This is a genomic window from Achromobacter marplatensis (genome assembly GCF_049060505.1).
Classification (GTDB): domain Bacteria; phylum Pseudomonadota; class Gammaproteobacteria; order Burkholderiales; family Burkholderiaceae_B; genus Achromobacter; species Achromobacter marplatensis_A.
Window position 1 is genome coordinate 438,393 of sequence record NZ_JBMGRB010000005.1, and the last position, 18,710, is coordinate 457,102.

Genomic DNA, 18,710 nt, shown 5'->3' on the forward strand with positions numbered 1-18,710 from the left:
TGCGCTCCACCCATCCTACGCCTGCACCACCGACGCGCGTGCTTGCTGCAAGGCTTCGCGCAGCAGCGCCACGTCGCCCAGGTGATTGGCCAGCAGCAGGATCAGCGCCGCGTTCAGTTCCTGGCTTTGCTCGTTCGTCAGGTCGCGGTGCGTTTCGATCAGCGCTTCGTAGAAGTCGTCCGGCGAGCTCAGGTTGGTTTCAGTAATCAGCATGATGGGTTTGACCTCTGGATTCAGGCGTGGCCCGTGGCCCGGTTGATGGCGCGGGCGACGGCATCGGCGTTGAATGCGCGCCAGCGGGCGGCGATGTGCTGGTCCGGCCGGATGAGGTAGGCCGTGCCGGGCTGCGCGTCGTAGCGTTTGGTCAGGCAGCCTTCGGTGTCGGCCACCACCGGCACGCCGGCGGGCAGAACTGAACCGTCGCAACCGGCGCTGGCGACCAGGACGGCCTTGACGGGCACGGGCGCCATGCGCAGGGCCTGCAAGGCCTGGAGCGTGTCGGCGCCCGGCAGGGCGTCGCCACAGAACACCGCCAACACGAAACCGCCGTCCAGCTGCGCCAGCCACCAGTCTGGTTCGCCGCGGCTCGTCACGGGCGCGTCCAGCGCGACCGCCCCGGGCACCATGCGGCCCGTGAACGCGTCGGCGTCCGGCGTATTCAACGGCGAGCCGCCGTATGTGGCCGGCAGCGACAGGCGCCCGCTGTTGACGAGCGAACGCGCGAACGGATGCGTCTTGGCCAGGTTCAACACGGCGTTGCGGAAGCTGCGGCTGATGTCGCTCTTGGGCGTGATGAAGTCGGTGGCGCGCGACGAATTCAGGATGTTCTCGTCCGCGGCGTACTCGCGCTCGGCGCTGTAACTGTCGATCAGCGTGTCGGGCGCCAGGCCCGCCAGCACCAATTTCAGTTTCCACGCCAGGTTTTCGGCATCCTGCACGCCACTGTTCGCGCCGCGAGCGCCGAACGGCGACACGCGGTGCGCGGAATCGCCAGCGAACACGACGCGGCCATGGCGGAACTTGTCCATGCGTTCGCACGCGAAGGTATAGACGCTGACCCATTCCAGGTCGAACTGCGCGTCGGGGCCAAGCAGGGCGCGGATGCGCGGCAGCACGTTCTCGGGCTTGACGGCTTCCACGGGGTCGGCGTTCCAGCCCAGCTGGAAGTCGATGCGCCAGACATTGTCGGGCTGGCGATGCAGCAGCACGGACTGGTTGGGATGAAAGGGCGGATCGAACCAGAACCAGCGTTCGGTCGGAAAGTCGGCCTTCATCTTCACGTCGGCGATCAGGAAGCGGTCGCGAAAGATGCGTCCATGGCTTTCCTGGCCGATAAGCTTGCGCACCGGCGACCGCGCGCCGTCGCAGGCAACCAGCCAATCGGCGTGCAACGTGTACGGCCCTTCAGGCGTTTCGATCGTCAGGTCGACGCCGTCTTCGGCTTGCGCCACGCCGGCGACCTTGTTTTTCCAGCGCAGATCGATGTTGGGTTCCTGGCGCGCCTGCTCATACAGGTAGCCTTCGGCGTAGTACTGCTGAAGGTTGATGAAGGCGGGGCGGCGGTGGCCGGGTTCGGGCAACAGGTCGAAGCGCCAGACTTCCTGTTCGCGGAAGAACACGCGGCCGACGTTCCACGACACGCCCTTGTCGATCATGCGTTGGCCCACGCCCAGGCGGTCCCAGATTTCCAGCGTGCGCTTGGAAAAGCAGATGGCCCGCGAACCCATGGACAGGCGGTAGTCGTCGTCCAGCACCACGACGCGCACGCCCTGGCGGGCGAGGTCCAGCGCCGTGGTCAGGCCGACCGGGCCGGCGCCCACGACCACGACCGAGTGCCGCGGCGGTGCGCCGGCGCTTTGGTCGCTGTGCTTTTCATAGGCGAACTCCATCGCCTGAAAGTCGATGTCTCCCACGGTTGTCTCCTGTGTGGGTCATTTTGTTTTTATGTCGCGAAGCCGCGCGCCGTCCGGAGGCGCGCAGTTCCGATACTGGCAATATCCGGCCTGGGCCGCATCCGGTCTGCGCCGGACTCGGCCCCTGGGCCTTTAGCCTTCCAGCTGCGCCCACATTTCCAGATCGCGCTTGTCGGTCCAGATGCGGGGATGGGTGTGGCCGCTGGCCTCGTCATAGGCGCGCGACACGTCGAACGGCATGCAGTGGTCGAAGATGACCCAGTCGCTGTAGCGCGGCTTCATGAAGTCGTAGACCTCGCGGTAGATCGTCTTCAGGTCCTTGCCTTCGGCCACGCCGCGGTTCACGGCGCCGTACAGGTCGGTCAGGAAGGCGCGGGTGCCGGCCAGGCCCTGGCGGACTTCCGTGGCGTTCTTCAAGGCCGGGCCGCGGCCAGGAACCATCTTTTCGGCTTCGAAGCCCGACAGCGCGTCCAGCGTGCTGGGCCAGTCGCGGAAGTAGGCGTCGCCGCAGTACGGGGTGGACTGGTATTCGACCAGGTCGCCGGCAAACAGGATCTTCTGTTCGGGCAGCCAGGCGATGGTGTCGCCCTTGGTGTGGCCGCGGCCCACTTGCAGCAGCTTGACTTCCAGGTTGCCCAGGTCGACGGTCATTTCGCCCTTGAACGTCATTGTTGGCCACACCAGGCCCGGCGGAATCGATTCGGCGTTGCGGAACAGGCGGGGGAAGCGGCCGATCTCGCTGGCCTTGTCCTGTTCGCCGCGTTCGGCGATCAGGTCGTAGGTATCGCGGCTGGCCAGGATCTCTTGGGCGTTGTAGGCAGAGGCGCCGAACACGCGCACGGCATGATAGTGCGACAGCAGGATGTACTTGATCGGCTTGTCCGTGACTTCGCGGATGCGGCGGATCACGTCCTGGGCCATGACCGGCGTGGCCTGGGTGTCGATCACCATGACGGCCTCGTCGCCGATGATCACGCCCGTGTTGGGGTCGCCCTCGGCCGTGTACGCATAGGCGTTGTCGGACAGTTTTTCGAACGAGACGACCTTGTCGTCCAGGTCGGCGTGCGAGGCGAATTGCTTGCTCATGGAGGCTCCTTCCACTGTTCTAGGAATAGGTGTGTGAAAGGAATATAGCGTGGCGTTAGTGTTTGTGCAATACGTTTGCTATAAACAAATGTCCTTGTTTTTGCAGGGATTTCCCGGGGGTTTTCAGGGGCCCGGGGCTAGTTCCGTTGGCATTTTGGGCAGTAATAAGTCGCGCGCTGACCCTGGACGAAGCGCCGGATCGGCGTGGCGCAGACTCGGCATGGCAGGCCCTCGCGTTCATAGACCGCGGCATGGATCTCGAAGTAGGCCCCGGGTTCGCCGGTGGCGCCCACGTAGTCCCGCAGGGTGCTGCCTCCGGATGTCAGGGCGTCGGCCAGCGTGGCGCGGACCATGTCCGCCAGCCGGTCGCAACGGGCGGGTGACAGCTTGTTGGCCGGGGTCTTGGGGTTGATCCGCGCCCGGAACAGGCATTCCGATGCGTAGATATTGCCCACCCCGACGACCGCCAAGCCGGCCAGCAACACCTGTTTGATGGCGGCGCCATGGTTCTTGAAGTGCCGGTGCAGCCAGGCGCCGTCAAAGCGGGGGTCGAAGGGCTCGATGCCCAGCTTGGCCAGCAGGGGATGGGTCTCGATGGGGCCGTCAGTGCCAGGGTGCCATAACACCGCGCCGAAGCGCCGCGGGTCATGCAAGCGCAACACGGCTTCGTCGAAAATCCATTCAACGTGGTCGTGCTTGCGCAGGAATTCACCGGGGGCGACGCTGCGCAGCGACCCGGACATGCCCAAATGCACGATCTGGGTGCCATGTTCAAAGCGCAGCAATAGATATTTGCCGCGCCGGGCGCATTCCAGGACGGCGCGGCCGCCGATCAGCGATGGCAGATCGGGCGGAATGGGCCAGCGCATGCGGGCTTCGTGGACGACCAGGCGCTGGAGCGTCCGGCCAGTGATGACGGCGTCAATTCCCCGACGCGTGGTTTCGACTTCAGGCAGTTCCGGCATGAGCCAGTGTAAGATCATCAATTGCGTGTACGAAGATTGTGCCATCAACCGGACGGGCCGCGTGAAGTCGTCTTTCAAACAAATGAATATCGGGATCGCCACGCTTGCGCTTGCGCTGGCAACAGGTTTTGCGCTGCCGGCCCAGGCGGCCGACAGCCGGACGCGTGATGCGACCGGGCCCCGCATGGCGCCGCAGAACCATCAGCCCGAAACCGAGGTGATCCGCCTGCGTCCGGGCCAATTGCCCTACGTATCGCTCACCGCCGACATCTTCTATCGCGTCCTCGCGTCAGAGATCGCCGCCCAGCGCGGCATGTACGGCACGGCTGCAACCACCATGATCGGCCTTGCCCGGGACACGGGCGACCCCCGCTTGGCCCGGCGCGGCCTGGAGTTCCAGCTGGCCGGGGGCAATTTGCCCGGCGCGCTGGAGGCGGCCCGTGTCTGGGCGCGCCTGTCGCCCAACGATATCGAAGCCAGCTCCACCGAACTGGCGTTGGCTGCCGCCAATGGCCAGACCAAGGGCCTGGCCCAGGCGCTGCGCAACCGCATCGACGCCTCGCGCGACAAGCCGGCCGCCATCGGCCAGGCGCTGGCCGTGCTCAGCCGCCTGAACGACCGCCGCCTGGCGCTGCGCATCCTGGACGAATCGCTGAGCGACAGCGTGCGCAAGCTGCCGGCCGCCCATCTGGCGCTGGCCGACGTGGCCTCGGCCTCGGGCGACTACGAGCGCGCCGCCCAGGAGTCTCGCGCCGCGCTGGCCGCCGATCCCAAATCCGAAGCCGCCGCCCAGCGCGTGCTGGAATACGGCTCGAAGGTCGATCCGCAACGCGCCATGACCGAGGCCCGTGCCTATATCAACCGTAATCCCGGCGCCCGCAAGGTTCGCCTGATGCTGGCCGGGCAACTGGCCGACAGCGGCGACTACAACGGCGCGCTATCTGAACTGCAAGCCATGTCGCGCCGATCACCGGAAGACTTTGACTTGTTGTTCATGCAGGCCCAACTGGCCTACAAGGCGGGCCAGTTGCCGCAAGCCAAGACGCTGCTTCAGCAGTACCTGGACGTGCAGCAGCAGCGCCAGCGGGCTACCGTGCCCGGCGCCACGGATGCCGGCGCCGCCGCGGCGGACGCACACGTCCTGCTGTCGCGCATTGCCGAAGACCAGGGCCAATACGACGAAGCCATCAAGGAACTTGGCCGTATCGATGACCCCACGCTGCGCTATTCGGTCGCCATGCGCCAAGCCGCGTTGCGCGCCAAGAGCGGCCGGGTGGACGATGCGCTGGCCATGATCGACGCCGCCGGCCCACAGGACGACGAAGAACGCACGCTGGGCGTGCTGACCAAGGCGCAGATCCTGCGCGATGCCGACCGCCTCCAGCAAGCCGTGACCACGCTGGAAGCCGCCGACCAGGCGCTGCCGGACACGGTCGAGGTCAAGTACGAACTGGCCATGCTGTATGAACGCCAGAACCGCCTGGCCGACCTGGAACGCATGCTGCGCCAGGTCATCGCGCTGGACCCGGACCACGCCCACGCCTACAACGCGCTGGGTTATACGCTGGCGGACCATAACCAACGCCTGCCCGAAGCGCTGGACCTGATCACGCAAGCGCTGGAACTGTCGCCGAACGACCCGTTCATTCTGGATAGCATGGGCTGGGTCAAGTTCCGCATGGGCGAATCCGAGTCCGCCGCGGAATACCTGCGCCGCGCCTATAGCGTGCGCCCGGAAGCCGACATCGCCGCCCACCTGGCCGAAGTGTTGTGGTCCCAGGGCAAGCGTGACCAGGCGACTGATCTGCTGCGCGCCGCACTGATGAAGGACCCGAAGAACAAGACCGTCCAGGACGTCGTCAAGCGTCTGGGAGTGGGTCTGTGACGGCAGCGGTGCAACGCTTGGCTGATGTTTCGGGCTGGCTGCGCTGGGCGCTGCTGGCGATGCTGGCATTCACGCTGGCCGCCTGCACCACCACGCCAAAGCCAATCGAAGGCGCCAGCCCCGATGCCTTTTCCCGCATTGGCCGTTTCGCCATCACCGTGAACGAAGAAAGCGGTAAGCAGAACGCCGTGCAGGGCGGCTTCTCGTGGTCTGACGATGGCCGGCGCTATGTGCTGGATCTGACCAATCCGCTGGGCTCGACCGAAGCGCGCGTGGAAGGCCAGCCCGGCGCCGCCAGCCTGACCAAGGCCGACGGCACGCGCCTGGTCGCCGATAATCCCGACGCCCTGGCCGAAGACGCGCTGGGCAGCAGCGTGCCCGTGTCCGGCTTGCGCGACTGGCTGCGCGGCAGGCTGCCGGCGCAACCCGAAGCCTCCGACGTCGCCCGCGATGAGCTGGGCCGGCCCGCCTCGTTCGAGCAAGGCGGCTGGCGGGCAAAGCTGTCGCGCTACGACACGCTGGGGCCGCAATTGCTGGTCCTGGAGCGCCAAGAGCCCGGACGCCGCGTCACGGTGCGCCTGGTCGTCAACCAGCCTTGACCCCGGCGGAGCCGTTTGCGCTCCGTCGCCTTCCCCCTTGAATGCCACGGCTTTCTGCCGGCCGGCCTAACACGTCCGGCATTTCGCAATCCGGCAAATAAACGCCGCAAAGGCGCTCGTGTTACGGCTTGAAATAGTCAGGCCGGACTGAATAATTCTCCTCATGCCCGCGCGGGGCCACCCTTCGCGCGGACCGCAAGTGCGGCGGCGGCCAATCCTGTCACCGCCTTTTTTGGAGAATGCCCTATGTTCAGGAACACGCGCATCGCGACGATGCTGTTGGGAATCATCGCGATATTTTTCACGTTTCAGCTGCTGGTGGGCGGCATGGGCTTTGTCGCGTTGCGCCAGACCAACCAGGACGTCGGCCAGCTCTATCGCCTTTCCTCGCAACAGGTCAACGCCGTGAACACCGCCGCCCTGTCGCTGGTGGCGGCCCGCACCGATTTAAGCCGCTACGCCACCCGCGTCGCGCAAGGCAACCTCAGTGATACGACGGCGCTGCGTCTGGCGCGCCAGCGCATCGCGGCAGGCGACCGCGCTTTCCAGGGCTTTTCCAGCGGCCTGTCGGCCGACGAAAAGACCGCTTCCGCGGACCTGATCCAGGCCTACGCCAACCTCAGCGCCAATCTGCAAAGCGTCGGCCGCGTGCTGGAGGCGGGCGACATGGAAAGCTATTTCAAGCAAGGCACGCAGCAAGCGCAGGAGCTGCTGGTCAGCGAACGCGACGCCTTCATGGTCCGGGCCGAAGAGGCGGGGCAGGGCGCCATGAACGAGATATCTCTTTTCCACACGCTCTTCACGTCGTTGTTGGGCGGCATCCTGGCGCTGGGCCTGTTGGTGGCCGTGGGCGCGCACGTACTGATTCGCCGCATGATCGTGCGTCCGTTGCTGGAAGCCGGCGAGATCTTCCGCCGCATCGCTGAAGGCGATCTGACCCGCCGCGTGGCCGATCGTGGCAAGAACGAGATCGGCGCATTGCTGGCCGCCTTGAAGGGCATGCAGGACAGCCTGGTGCGCACCGTGTCCGCCGTGCGCAGCGGCGTGGACGAAATCAATGTGGGCGCGCGCGAAATCTCGTCGGGCAACACCGACCTGTCCAGCCGCACGGAAGAACAGGCCGCGTCCCTGGAAGAAACGGCCGCCAGCATGGAAGAGCTGGCGTCCACGGTGAAGCAGAACGCCGACACCGCGCGCGAAGCCAATCGCATGGTGGCAACGTCCGCCGCCGTGGCGCAGCGCGGCGGAGAGGCCGTTTCCAGCGTGGTCGAGACCATGCGCGCCATCTCCGGTAGTTCTTCGCGCATCGCCGACATCGTTGGCGTCATCGATGGCATTGCATTCCAGACCAACATCCTGGCGCTGAATGCGGCGGTGGAAGCCGCGCGCGCGGGCGAGCAGGGCAAAGGCTTCGCCGTCGTGGCCAGCGAAGTGCGCACGCTCGCGCAGCGTAGCGCGGCCGCGGCCAAGGAGATCAAGCAATTGATCGAAGACTCCGCGCAGACCGTCGGCAAGGGATCCGAACAAGTCGAGCGCGCCGGCGCCACCATGCGCGAGATCGTGGACTCGGTGCAGCGCGTGACCCATTTGATGGGCGAGATATCCGCGGCGTCCGAAGAGCAGGCCAGCGGCATCGACCAGGTCAACCGCGCGGTGTCGCAGATGGACAGCGTGACGCAGCAGAATGCGGCCCTGGTGGAAGAGGCGGCCGCGGCCGCCGGGGCGCTGGAAGAGCAGGCCCGCCAGTTGGCGGGCGCCGTGTCCGTCTTCAAGCTGCCGGCCGGGCAGGTGATCGACGCGCCGGCAGGGCGGCTGGCTGGCGCGGGCACGCCGCAATTGGCCTGACGCCGGGCGCGGCAGCCGGTGCGTGGCTAGAATGTGGGCATGTCCCGCACCGGTGGTCTTCTGTGACTTTGTACGACGTTCCCGCTCCCGCCAAACTGAATCTGTTCCTGCATGTGGTGGGCCGCCGCGCCGACGGCTATCACTTGCTACAGACGGTCTTCCGTTTCATCGACCTGTGCGACACGCTGCATTTCGAGGTACGCGCCGACGGCGTCATCAGCCGGGCGTCGGCATTGCCCGGCGTTACCGAAGCCGATGACCTGACGTTGCGCGCGGCCCATGCGCTGCAACGCGCCACGGGCACCCGCCAGGGCGCTCAGATTGCGTTGGAAAAACGCATTCCCCAAGGCGGCGGCCTGGGCGGCGGTTCCAGTGACGCCGCGACCGTGCTGATCGCCTTGAACAAACTGTGGGGGACGGGGCTGACGCGCCGCGAACTCATGGCGCTTGCCTTGCCGTTGGGCGCGGACGTGCCGGTGTTTGTGTTCGGCCAATCGGCATTCGCCGAGGGCGTGGGCGAAGATCTGACCGCCGTGGCGCTGCCAGAACGTGCTTATCTGGTGGCACAACCCGACACCAGCGTGCCGACTGCTGGAATATTCTCCGCACCCGATTTGACAAGGGATTCTTCTTACATCACAATAGCGGACTTTCTTGCTTCGCCAACTTTTTCCTTCGGGAAAAATGATCTGGAGCCGGTAGTTCACCGTCTTTATCCTGAGGTTCTCAGGGCAACGCGGTGGCTTGCTGAACAGGGCATACCTGTTCGCATGTCGGGATCAGGCGCGTGTTTATTCGCCGAGTTTTCCGAACTGTCCGAAGCCGTTTTGGCAAAAGCAGAAATATCCGCTATAATGCGCGGCGCTGTTAAAACAAACAGCACAACGCATCCAGGGTTTCGGTTAGTGCAGGCATGTACTGGTTTAACTGAACATCCATTGCGGAATTGGATTGCAAGATAGTTGGGGAGTCGCCAAGCTGGTTAAGGCACCGGATTTTGATTCCGGCATGCGAAGGTTCGAATCCTTCCTCCCCAGCCAACCGAATACATAAAAAAGCTGTTGAACACGCCTGTAAGACACTGGCCCGGGTTCAGCAGCTTTTTTATTTTCCGGGTCCGCTGGTGTCTCGTAGCACCCCGCATCACCTCGTTAGTGTCTTACAACGACCATCGCATCATCCATCATGGCAAACGATAGCTTCATGATCTTCACGGGCACGGCCAACACTCGGCTGGCCGTGGACGTAGTCAACCACCTCGATATGTCCCTGGGCAAGATGACCGTCGGTCGCTTCTCGGACGGCGAGGTGATGGTCGAAATCAACGAGAACGTGCGTGGCAAGGACGTCTTCGTCCTGCAGCCCACCTGTGCTCCTACCAACGACAACCTGATGGAAATCATGGTTATGGTCGATGCCTTGCGCCGCGCTTCCGCTGGCCGCATCACCGCCGCGATTCCCTACTTTGGCTATGCCCGCCAAGACCGCCGCCCGCGTTCGGCGCGCGTTGCGATCTCGGCCAAGGTCGTAGCCAACATGTTGCAAGTGGCTGGCGTCGACCGCGTCCTGACGATGGACCTGCACGCCGACCAGATCCAGGGTTTCTTCGACATCCCCGTGGACAACATCTACGCCGGTCCGATCTTGCTGGGCGACATCTGGCGCCGCAATTTCTCGAACCTGGTCGTGGTGTCCCCGGACATCGGCGGCGTGGTCCGCGCACGCGCCCTGGCCAAGCAGCTGGAAGCCGACCTGGCCATCATCGACAAGCGTCGTCCGCGCGCCAACGTGTCGGAAGTGATGAACATCATCGGTGAAGTCGACGGCCGCACCTGCATCATCATGGACGACATGGTCGACACCGCCGGCACGCTGTGCAAGGCGGCCCAGGCCCTGAAAGACCGCGGCGCCGGCGCCGTTTACGCCTATTGCACGCACCCCGTGCTGTCGGGCGGCGCCATCGACCGCATTGAAGCGTCGGAACTGGACGAACTGGTCGTCACCGACACCATCCCGCTCTCCGAGCAAGGCCAGGCCAGCGGCAAGATCCGCCAGCTGTCGTGCGCCGCGCTGCTGGGCGAGACCATCCTGCGTATCTCGAACGCGGAATCGGTCAGCTCGCTGTTCGTCGACTGACGCCCAGGCGTCGGTCAGGCAACCGCCCACTTTAGTTTTTGCACCTTGCTGGTCGCGGCAAGGCGCAATCAACACGGCGCGCATGTTGCGCGCCGTGCCGTTAACTGGTGAAGCCTCTTCACCTTATTTTGTTTTTGGAGTTTTCCATGAAATTTATCGCCACTGCGCGTAGCGTCCAGGGTTCGAGTGCGAGCCGCCGCCTGCGCCGCGCGGGCCGCGTTCCCGCCATTGTCTATGGTGGTACGGCTGCCCCCCTGAATATCGAACTCGACCACAACGAGATCTACCACGCCCTGCGTAAGGAAGAATTCCACGCATCGATCCTGCAAATGCAGCTCGAAGGCGCCAAGGAAGAGCAAGTTCTGCTGCGTTCGGTTCAATGGCACGCCTACAAGCCGCAAGTCCTGCACGTGGACTTCCAGCGCGTCGACGCCAACCAAGCCCTGCGTACCAAGGTGCCGCTGCACTTCGTGAACGCTGAAATCTCGCCGGCCGTGAAGCTGTCGGGCGCCATCATCAGCCACGTGACGACCGAACTGGAAATCACCTGCCTGCCGAAGGCTCTGCCCCAGTTCATCGAAGTCGACCTGACCAACATCCTGGCTGGCGCTTCGATCCACCTGGCCGACATCAAGCTGCCCATGGGCGTGACCTACGTCCCCCACGGTGGTGAAGACAACCCGCTGCTGGCTGCCGCCATCGTCAAGGGCGGCGCTGCTGCCGCCGACGAAGCCGAAGCCGCCGCTCCGGCCGCCTAAGTTCTGCGGGAAGGCCTTCGGGCTTTCCTTGCGGCTTATGCCCGAAACCCTGCGTGTGCATTTGCATGCGCAGGGTTTTTTGGTTTAAACACCCTCCATCATGTCTATTCCCATACGCCTCATCGTGGGATTGGGTAATCCCGGTCCTGACTACGAAACCACCCGGCACAACGCCGGCTTCTGGCTGGCCGACCACCTGGCGGACGACCTGCGCACTTCTTTTGCGCTGGAGAAATCTTTTTTCGGCATGGTGGCCAAGTCGCGCCTGGGTGCAGACAACGTGCTGCTGCTCAAGCCCATCACCTATATGAACAAATCCGGCCAGGCGGTCGGCGCGCTGGCCCGCTTCTACAAGCTGGAGCCGGAACAGGTGCTGGTGCTGCATGACGAACTCGACCTGCTGCCGGGCCAGGTGAAGCTCAAACAGGGCGGTGGCCATGCGGGCCACAACGGCCTGAAGGACATCCAGGCCGTGTTGGGCAGCCCCAATTTCTGGCGCCTGCGCATCGGCATCGGCCATCCGCGCACGTTGAACCTGGCCCAGCAAGTGGCGGACTTCGTGCTGCATCCGCCGCGCCGCGAGGAACAGAAAGAGATCGAAGCCGTCATCGACCGTTGCCGCGCCGTCGTGCCGGCGATGCTGGCTGGCGATTTCGCGCTGGCCACGCGCCAGCTGCATAGCGGCAACGTCGCCTGATGTCCGTCAACCCGCAGTCCTCCTCCGGCGGCAAGCTGCGCTTTCGTGGCGAGGTCGCGGATTTCTGGCGTTTCATCCGTCATCCGCGTCCCGTGGCGCGCTTGTCCGGGCGCTTCGCCGGCGGCAGTCTTGCCGCCGACTGGTGGCCGCGCATCGGTCCCGGGCGTTTGCTGGCGTGGGCCGGGCTGCTGTGGGCGCTGAACCTGTTCGCGCTGGGGCCGGTAGCCGTGATGGCGGCCGGCATGGGCGGCGCGACGCACCGTATCGACCCGGCCAACCTGCCATGGCTGACCGCCGTGCTGTGGGCGCCGCTGGTCGAGGAAATGCTCTTTCGCTACGGCTTGCGCCGTCCGCGGCAGGTGTTGTGGCTGGTGCCCGCCCTGATGCCCGTCGTGTTGTATGGCCCCAAGCTGTGGACAGGCCTGCTGCTGGCCGCATTCGTGCTGCTGGCATGCTGGGGGACACGCCAGCGCGCCGAGCCCCTGACGGGCTGGGATACGACTTGGCGACGCTATTACCTGAAGCACTTCGGCCTGGTCTTCCATCTGGTGGCGCTGACGTTTGCCGCCGTGCACCTGACCAACTTCGTCTACAGCAAGACGCCGTACTGGCTGATGCCGCTGCTGGTGCTGCCGCAGTGGCTGACCGGCCTGGTGCTGGGCTGGATGCGCGTGCGGCGCGGCATCGGCGCGGCCATCCTGCTGCACGCCACCTTCAACGCCGGCCCCATTTTGATGATCTGGGCCGTCATGCGCTGGGCGCCCACCGCCGCCAGTTAGCGGGGCCGCATCCCCGGCGCGGCGGCAGGTCGCCTGCCGCTTGCCGGGGTAAACTAGAACGTTAACGATCAATACCGTACTTACACAGGATTCCCATGGCTCTGCAATGCGGCATCGTCGGCCTGCCCAACGTTGGCAAATCGACACTTTTCAATGCTCTGACCCGCGCCGGCATCGCCGCCGAGAACTACCCGTTCTGCACCATCGAACCCAACGTCGGTGTGGTCGAGGTGCCGGATCCGCGTTTGCAGAAGCTGGCTGAAATCGTCAAGCCCGAACGCATCCTGTCCGCCACCGTCGAATTCGTCGACATCGCGGGCCTGGTCGCCGGTGCGAGCAAGGGCGAAGGCCTGGGCAACCAGTTCCTGTCGCACATCCGCGAAACCGACGCCATCGTCAACGTCGTGCGCTGCTTCGAAGACCCCAACGTGATCCACGTTGCCGGCAAGGTCGACCCCATCGCCGACATCGAAGTCATCGAGACCGAGCTGGCGCTGGCTGACCTGCAGACCGCCGAAAAGGCCCTGCTGCGCCACCAGAAGACCGCGCGTTCCGGCGATAAGGAATCGCAGCGCATCGTGGCCGTGCTGGAAAAGTGCATTGCCCAGCTGAACGAAGCCAAGCCGATCCGCGCGCTGGACCTGACGACGGAAGAACACGCCGACATCGCCCAGCTGTGCTTCATCACCGCCAAGCGCGCGATGTACGTGGGCAACGTGGCCGATGACGGCTTCACGAACAACCCGCTGCTGGACCGCCTGACCGAATTCGCCGCCGCGCGCAACGCGCCGGTCGTGGCCATCTGCGCCGCCATCGAATCCGAAATCGTGGACCTGGACGACGCCGATCGCCAAGCCTTCCTGTCCGACATGGGCATGGAAGAGCCGGGCCTGAACCGCCTGATCCGCGCCGCCTTCAAGCTGCTGGGCCTGCAGACCTACTTCACCGCCGGCGTGAAGGAAGTGCGCGCCTGGACGGTCGCCATCGGCGCCACCGCGCCGCAAGCCGCCGGCGTCATCCACACCGACTTCGAGCGCGGCTTTATTCGTGCTCAGACGATCGCGTATGAGGACTTCATCACCTACAAGGGTGAGCAGGGCGCCAAGGAAGCGGGCAAGATGCGCGCGGAAGGCAAGGAATACATCGTGCAGGACGGCGATGTGATGAACTTCTTGTTCAACGTCTAACTCCACCCACAGGAGCTTGCCCGCCTTGACGGCGCTGGCAAGTTCCTTTGCTTGGCAGTTCCCGGCGCGGCCCTATTGCGGCACGATGCCGGCGGCGGTGACGATTTCTCGCCATTTCTGGCCTTCAGCCAGATTGAAGCGCGCGAAGTCCGCCGGGCTCGACCCCACCGGCTTGGCGCCCATGCTCGCGTATTGGCTGATCACATTCGGCTGCTTGAGCGCCAGCGCTGCATGCTCGGCCAGTTTGGCCGTGATGGCGGGCGGCGTGCCTTTGGGCGCCCACAATCCATACCACGTGCTGATATCGAAACCAGGAAAACCGGATTCCGCCATGGTCGGAACATCCGGCAGTTCCGGCACGCGCTGCGAGACGGTGACGGCCAGCGCTCGCAGCTTGCCCGACTTGATGAACGGGGTGGCCGAAGGCATGGAGTCGAACATGAGCTGGATCTGCCCGCCCACCAGATCGGTCAGGGCGGGCGCGCTCCCTTTGTAGGGCACGTGCTGCATCGGCTGGCCCGTGCGGGTCTTGAAGGATTCCCCTGCCAATTGCTGCGCCGACGCGCTGCCCGCCGAGCCAAAATTGAGCGGCTGGGTCTTGCCCATCGCCACCAGGTCCTGCACGGTCTTTGCGGGGCTGGACTGCGGCACCACCAGCACCAGGGGCACGTCCGCCAACTGCGTGATCGGCGTGAAATCCTTGAACGCATCGTGACGCATGGACCGGTAGATGTACGGGTTGATGACGTGCAGCGAAGCATTGGCCAAGAATGTGTAGCCGTCTGGTGCGGCGCGCGCCACCAGGTCCGCGCCGATCATGCCGCTGGCGCCGGGCCGGTTGTCCACGATGATGTTCTGGCCGATCGTCTTGGACATTTCGGCCGCCACGAGCCGCGACACGATATCGGTGGGGCCGCCAGGCGGATACGGCACCACCATCGTGATTGGGCGGTTGGGATAGGCGTCGGCGGCGTCCGCCGGCATCGCGGCGGTCATGCCGGCGCAGGCCAGCGCCAGCACGGCAAGGCGGTTGAAGGCGGGCCGCGGCGCCTGGCGCGGGCTTAGGGCGTGGTCGCCGCAAGCGGCGGTGGGGGATTGCATGGGCTTGTCTCCGATATTATTTTGAGTGCCACTTTGCCCACGACCTGGCGGCTTTCCAGCGCTTCGAGCGCAGCGGCGAGTTCGGCGATCGGATAGACCGCCGTTACTGCGGGATGGATGCGCTTGCCGCGCGCCCATTCAAACAGGGTCGCCATGGCGCGCTGCATGGCAGGCGCATGGACCACGCGCTCGTCGACGGGCGTCCAGCCCAGGTAGCGCCCGAAGAAAAAGCCGTGCAATGCAATATTCTTGACCAGCAGCAGGTTCAGCGGCGCTTGCGGCACGGTGCCGCTGGCAAAGCCCACGGACAGCATGCGTGCGTTCGCGGCGGCCGCGCGCACCCCGTACTCGAATGCCGTTCCCCCTACCGGATCGAACACGATGTCGGCGCCGCGGCCTTCGGTCAGCGCCTTGACCGCCGCCGCCATGTCGGCGTCCGCCAGCATGGCGTGGCTGGCGCCTGCCGCCAGCGCGGCTTGCCGCTTGGCCTCGGTGCTTGCGCAGGCGATGACGCGGGCGCCCAGCAGTGCGGCCAGTTCCACCGCGGCAAGGCCCACGCCGGAGCCTGCGCCCAGCACCAGCACGGTTTCGCCGGGCTGCATGGCCGCGCGCCACAGCAAGCCGCAGTAAGCCGTGCCATAGGAGATGGGCACGGGCAGGGCGAGCAGCGGCTCCAGGCCGTCCGGGACGGCGTAGACGGTGTACTCGGGCAATGTCAGCCGTTCCGCATAGCAGCCCCAGCGAGCCAGCGCCACCACGGTGTCGCCGGGGCGCAGCCGTGTCACCGCGCTACCGCAGGCCAGCACTTGGCCGACGGCCTCGGTTCCGGGCACGAAGGGCATGGGCGGGCGGGTCTGGTAGCGGCCTTCGATCAGCAGTTTGGTGGCGTGGCTGACGCTGGCGTATTGCACCTGGATCATGACTTCGGACGGGCCCGGTGGCCGGGCATCGGGCGCGTCGCGCAACGCCACGTCGCGCACGGGGCCGAACTGTTCGCAGAGCAGGGCGCGCATCATGCCTGCTCCGGTTGCGTGTCGTCCTGCCGCAGCGCGCCCGCCGTCATCAGCGCGCGAATGTCGGCCGGGCTCCACCCCCAGTCTTGCAGCACCTCGGTGGAATGCTGGCCGATCCGCGGCGCTGGCGTCAACGGCCGCCGCCGCGCCAGGCCGGGTAGCGGCGCATAGGGCAATGCGCCCACGCCGGGCTGGTCCAGCGTCTGCAGCAGTTCCACGTGCGCGGCCTGGGCATGCGCCGCCAGATCGTCGTAGTCGCGCACCGTGGCGTGCAAAACCTCTTCGCGCGCCAGCCGTTCGATCCAGTGCGCCGAAGGCCGGGTGGCCAACTGCGCCGCAATCTGTTCATGCAATTCGTTCAGCCGCGCCATGCGGCCGGCGTTGTCCGCATAGGCGGGCTGCTGCAGCCATTCGGGCCGTTCCAGCGCGCGGCACAGGCGGGCGAACTGCTCATTGTTCAGCGCCAGCACCGATAGCCTGCCGTCAGCGGTGGCGAACACGCCGTTGGGCGCGCTGACCGGGCCGGCGCGTCGCGCGCCCGCCATGGCGTGGGCCAGGATGTCATTCACCTGCAGCGCGGCGCACGCTTGGAACAGGCTAAGCTCGACATGGCTGCCGCGACCCGTCCTGGCTTGCCGGTACAGCGCGGCGGCCGTGGCCTGCGCGGCATACAGGGCGGTGGCGATATCCGCCATCAGCATGCCCATGCGGCGCGGCGTCCCGGCCTCGTCCTGGTTCGCGTACATGAGACCGCTGTCGGCTTGCATGACCGAATCCGATGCGGGCGCGCCGGCGTAAGGGCCGTCCGGCCCGTAACCGCTGATCGACACATAGACCATGCCCGGCGCGTGCTGCCGCACGTCTGCGTAGCCCACGCCCATGCGTTCGGCGACGCCAGGGCGGAAGTTCTGGATCAACACGTCGGCGCTTCCGGCAAGGCGGCGCAGTGCCTTTTTTCCCTGGGGATGGCGCGCGTCCAGGCACACGCCGCGCTTGCCGGCGTTGTAGGCCACCGATAGTGCGCTGTGCCCGTCGCGCTGCGTGCCGACATGGCGGCCCCAGTCACCGGCGGGCGGCTCCACCTTGATGACTTCGGCGCCTTGCTGCCACAACATCTGCGCGCAATACGGGCCGGCGATGCCCTGGCTGATATCCAGCACGCGCAAACCGGAAAAGGGACCGCAGGCCTGATCGGCGTCAACAGCTGGGTTCATGGCATCCATGGGCGGAAGATCGATAAGCCGATGGTAGACTCGGCTCGTCCGGTGGACAATCCAAGTAGTTGTTCCTTTAATGGTGAACAATGATTGACAAAGAGTTGGATCTGAACCTGGTCAGGCTATTCGTCGCGATGGTGGAATCGCGCAACCTAAGCGCGGCAGCCGAGCGCTGCGGCATGACCCGTTCAAACATGTCGCACCGGTTGAAGCGGCTGGAGCTGGCGATGGGTTCGCAGCTTTTGCGCCGCACCACCCGGCATGTGGAACTGACCCAAGCGGGGCAATTGCTATACCAGCACGGCGTGCGGCTGCTGGACGAAATGCGTGCGGCGCAAGCCTCCATTCCTAGCCTGGATGGCACCGTGCGCGGCGACGTCCGGATACGCCTGCCCACGGGGTTAGGCCATCTTTATCTTGCGCCGGTGCTGCTGGACTTCACGCGCCGCTATCCCGATATTTCATTGCGCGTCCACATCAATGACGCCATCGGCGACCTGGTGTCGGCCGAAGTGGACATGGCCCTGAAGATCACTTCCGCGCCGCCGGAAGACCATGTGGCGCGGCGCATTTGCGACGTCCAGTGGTGCCTGTGCGCGACGCCGGATTTCCTACGCCGCCAAGGGCCGGTGACGACGCTTGAGCAGTTGGGCCTTTGTTCGTTGATCGCGCCGCAATCGCTGGGCCGGCGCTTTGATCTGCGCTGCAAGCGCGAAGATGGCGACCCGCTGCTGCTGCGTGTGGCGCCAAGGGTGCAGTCCGGCGATTATCCCTTCTTGCGGGATGCCGTCATGGCCGGATTGGGCGTGGCGCTGCTGCCCCGCTACGCGGTTTGGAGCCAGCTGCGCGACGGCGAGCTGGTCGAGATACTGCCCGAGCTGGAACCGGAAGGCGTGGGCAACGCCATCTATTTGCTGACCGCTCCGAATCGTTTTCCGTCGATGGCCACGCGGACCTTGGTGGAGCATCTGCGCGAACATATCGAACAGCATCGCGGCGATTGGCAGCGCGTTGCCGCTGCTTGATGGCCTAGGCTTGGCTGGCGCGCCGCGCGCGGCCATGCCGCAGCCATTTCGCGGCGGGCTACGCGGGCTTGCCGCCCGCCGCGCGCAGGAAGTTCTCTTCCAGCACGCTCAGCACGCGGTTCAACGTGTCGACATCGGCCGCCGACAACCCCTTGAGCGATTCCTCGAAGAAGGCCGCGCGCTTGGGCAGGGCGTCGTTCACCACGGCCTGGCCCGCCGGCGTAAGCGTGGCGTTGGTCAGGCGGTTGTCTTGCGGGTCCACCGCGCGTGAGATCCATCCCAGTTTCTGCATGGCCTGCAACTGGCGCGTCAGTGATGCGGGGTCCAGACGGCAGCGTTCGGCCAGATGCTTTTGCGAACACTGTCCGCATTCGTGCAGCGCCAGCAGAATGCGCCAGCGGGGCAGGGCGTGCCCCACCTTGCTGCTGAACGCGCTTTGCATCACGCGGTACGTCTGCCCCATGTGCTGGACGACTTGCAGGCCTTGTTGTTGTTTGGGCAAAA

The 18,710-nt window shown here is 65.4% G+C and carries 18 protein-coding genes and 1 tRNA gene; 11 read left to right on the forward strand and 8 right to left on the reverse strand.

The window, feature by feature from the left end; genetic code table 11:
* Positions 1 to 15: 15 nt before the first annotated feature.
* From ACI0FO_RS15675 to mutM, 4 genes are all read right to left on the reverse strand, one after another.
* The gene (locus ACI0FO_RS15675) at positions 16 to 213 is read right to left on the reverse strand and encodes a DUF2783 domain-containing protein (RefSeq protein ID WP_006227578.1); all 198 of its coding nucleotides are present in this window, start codon (positions 211 to 213) and stop codon (positions 16 to 18) included.
* A 20-nt stretch (positions 214 to 233) separates the two neighbouring features.
* Positions 234 to 1,913: an FAD-dependent oxidoreductase gene (locus ACI0FO_RS15680; protein WP_416028001.1), complete on the reverse strand. Its 1,680-nt coding sequence runs from the start codon at positions 1,911 to 1,913 to the stop codon at positions 234 to 236.
* Positions 1,914 to 2,045: 132 nt separating this feature from the next.
* On the reverse strand, positions 2,046 to 2,999 hold the full coding sequence (locus tag ACI0FO_RS15685; protein WP_105556928.1) for an MBL fold metallo-hydrolase: 954 nt from the start codon (positions 2,997 to 2,999) through the stop codon (positions 2,046 to 2,048).
* 137 nt (positions 3,000 to 3,136) lie between these two features.
* The gene (gene mutM / locus ACI0FO_RS15690) at positions 3,137 to 3,964 is read right to left on the reverse strand and encodes a bifunctional DNA-formamidopyrimidine glycosylase/DNA-(apurinic or apyrimidinic site) lyase (RefSeq protein WP_416028005.1); all 828 of its coding nucleotides are present in this window, start codon (positions 3,962 to 3,964) and stop codon (positions 3,137 to 3,139) included.
* Here mutM and ACI0FO_RS15695 point away from each other — a divergent pair.
* The 10 genes from ACI0FO_RS15695 to ychF all read left to right on the forward strand — a co-directional run bounded on the left by ACI0FO_RS15695 (position 3,963) and on the right by ychF (position 13,850).
* Positions 3,963 to 5,849 carry a tetratricopeptide repeat protein gene (locus tag ACI0FO_RS15695; protein ID WP_416028007.1) on the forward strand — a complete coding sequence of 629 codons (1,887 nt, stop codon included), beginning with the start codon at positions 3,963 to 3,965 and terminating at the stop codon, positions 5,847 to 5,849. The two genes, mutM and ACI0FO_RS15695, sit on opposite strands and share 2 nt — an antisense overlap.
* A 59-nt stretch (positions 5,850 to 5,908) precedes the next feature.
* Entirely contained in the window at positions 5,909 to 6,448 is a 540-nt protein-coding gene (lolB, locus tag ACI0FO_RS15700; RefSeq protein ID WP_416028113.1) for a lipoprotein insertase outer membrane protein LolB, read from the forward strand.
* 246 nt (positions 6,449 to 6,694) lie between these two features.
* Positions 6,695 to 8,293: a methyl-accepting chemotaxis protein gene (locus ACI0FO_RS15705; RefSeq protein WP_416028009.1), complete on the forward strand. Its 1,599-nt coding sequence runs from the start codon at positions 6,695 to 6,697 to the stop codon at positions 8,291 to 8,293.
* Between the two features lie 62 nt (positions 8,294 to 8,355).
* Positions 8,356 to 9,255 (forward strand): 4-(cytidine 5'-diphospho)-2-C-methyl-D-erythritol kinase, encoded by a 900-nt coding sequence (gene ispE, locus ACI0FO_RS15710; protein ID WP_416028011.1) that lies wholly within the window; start codon positions 8,356 to 8,358, stop codon positions 9,253 to 9,255.
* Position 9,256: 1 nt separating this feature from the next.
* Positions 9,257 to 9,333: transfer RNA gene (locus ACI0FO_RS15715), tRNA-Gln, on the forward strand.
* Positions 9,334 to 9,478: 145 nt separating this feature from the next.
* Positions 9,479 to 10,429, forward strand: a complete 951-nt coding sequence (locus tag ACI0FO_RS15720; protein WP_006227587.1) for a ribose-phosphate pyrophosphokinase — start codon at positions 9,479 to 9,481, stop codon at positions 10,427 to 10,429.
* 146 nt (positions 10,430 to 10,575) lie between these two features.
* Positions 10,576 to 11,187 (forward strand): 50S ribosomal protein L25/general stress protein Ctc, encoded by a 612-nt coding sequence (locus ACI0FO_RS15725; RefSeq protein ID WP_105556922.1) that lies wholly within the window; start codon positions 10,576 to 10,578, stop codon positions 11,185 to 11,187.
* A gap of 100 nt (positions 11,188 to 11,287) precedes the next feature.
* Positions 11,288 to 11,884 (forward strand): aminoacyl-tRNA hydrolase, encoded by a 597-nt coding sequence (gene pth / locus ACI0FO_RS15730; protein WP_006227589.1) that lies wholly within the window; start codon positions 11,288 to 11,290, stop codon positions 11,882 to 11,884.
* Positions 11,884 to 12,663 carry a type II CAAX prenyl endopeptidase Rce1 family protein gene (locus ACI0FO_RS15735; RefSeq protein WP_416028014.1) on the forward strand — a complete coding sequence of 260 codons (780 nt, stop codon included), beginning with the start codon at positions 11,884 to 11,886 and terminating at the stop codon, positions 12,661 to 12,663. The genes pth and ACI0FO_RS15735 overlap by 1 nt, the downstream gene beginning before the upstream one ends.
* A 95-nt stretch (positions 12,664 to 12,758) precedes the next feature.
* A complete protein-coding gene (gene ychF / locus ACI0FO_RS15740; protein ID WP_105556919.1) occupies positions 12,759 to 13,850 on the forward strand; it encodes a redox-regulated ATPase YchF in 1,092 nt (363 codons plus the stop codon).
* A gap of 72 nt (positions 13,851 to 13,922) precedes the next feature.
* On the opposite strand, the gene ACI0FO_RS15745 is transcribed toward ychF, so the two are convergent.
* From ACI0FO_RS15745 to ACI0FO_RS15755, 3 genes are all read right to left on the reverse strand, one after another.
* Positions 13,923 to 14,846 carry a Bug family tripartite tricarboxylate transporter substrate binding protein gene (locus tag ACI0FO_RS15745; RefSeq protein WP_233213992.1) on the reverse strand — a complete coding sequence of 308 codons (924 nt, stop codon included), beginning with the start codon at positions 14,844 to 14,846 and terminating at the stop codon, positions 13,923 to 13,925.
* Between the two features lie 65 nt (positions 14,847 to 14,911).
* Complete coding sequence (locus ACI0FO_RS15750) at positions 14,912 to 15,964, reverse strand: NADPH:quinone oxidoreductase family protein (RefSeq protein ID WP_416028115.1); 1,053 nt, start codon at positions 15,962 to 15,964, stop codon at positions 14,912 to 14,914.
* A complete protein-coding gene (locus ACI0FO_RS15755; RefSeq protein WP_416028017.1) occupies positions 15,964 to 17,178 on the reverse strand; it encodes a CaiB/BaiF CoA transferase family protein in 1,215 nt (404 codons plus the stop codon). Before ACI0FO_RS15755 ends, ACI0FO_RS15750 begins: the two co-directional genes overlap by 1 nt.
* Positions 17,179 to 17,267: 89 nt before the next feature.
* Here ACI0FO_RS15755 and ACI0FO_RS15760 point away from each other — a divergent pair, with 89 nt between their 5' ends.
* Positions 17,268 to 18,206: a LysR family transcriptional regulator gene (locus ACI0FO_RS15760; RefSeq protein ID WP_416028019.1), complete on the forward strand. Its 939-nt coding sequence runs from the start codon at positions 17,268 to 17,270 to the stop codon at positions 18,204 to 18,206.
* A gap of 58 nt (positions 18,207 to 18,264) precedes the next feature.
* On the opposite strand, the gene ACI0FO_RS15765 is transcribed toward ACI0FO_RS15760, so the two are convergent.
* Positions 18,265 to 18,708, reverse strand: a complete 444-nt coding sequence (locus ACI0FO_RS15765; RefSeq protein WP_416028020.1) for a MarR family winged helix-turn-helix transcriptional regulator — start codon at positions 18,706 to 18,708, stop codon at positions 18,265 to 18,267.
* Positions 18,709 to 18,710 lie beyond the last annotated feature (2 nt).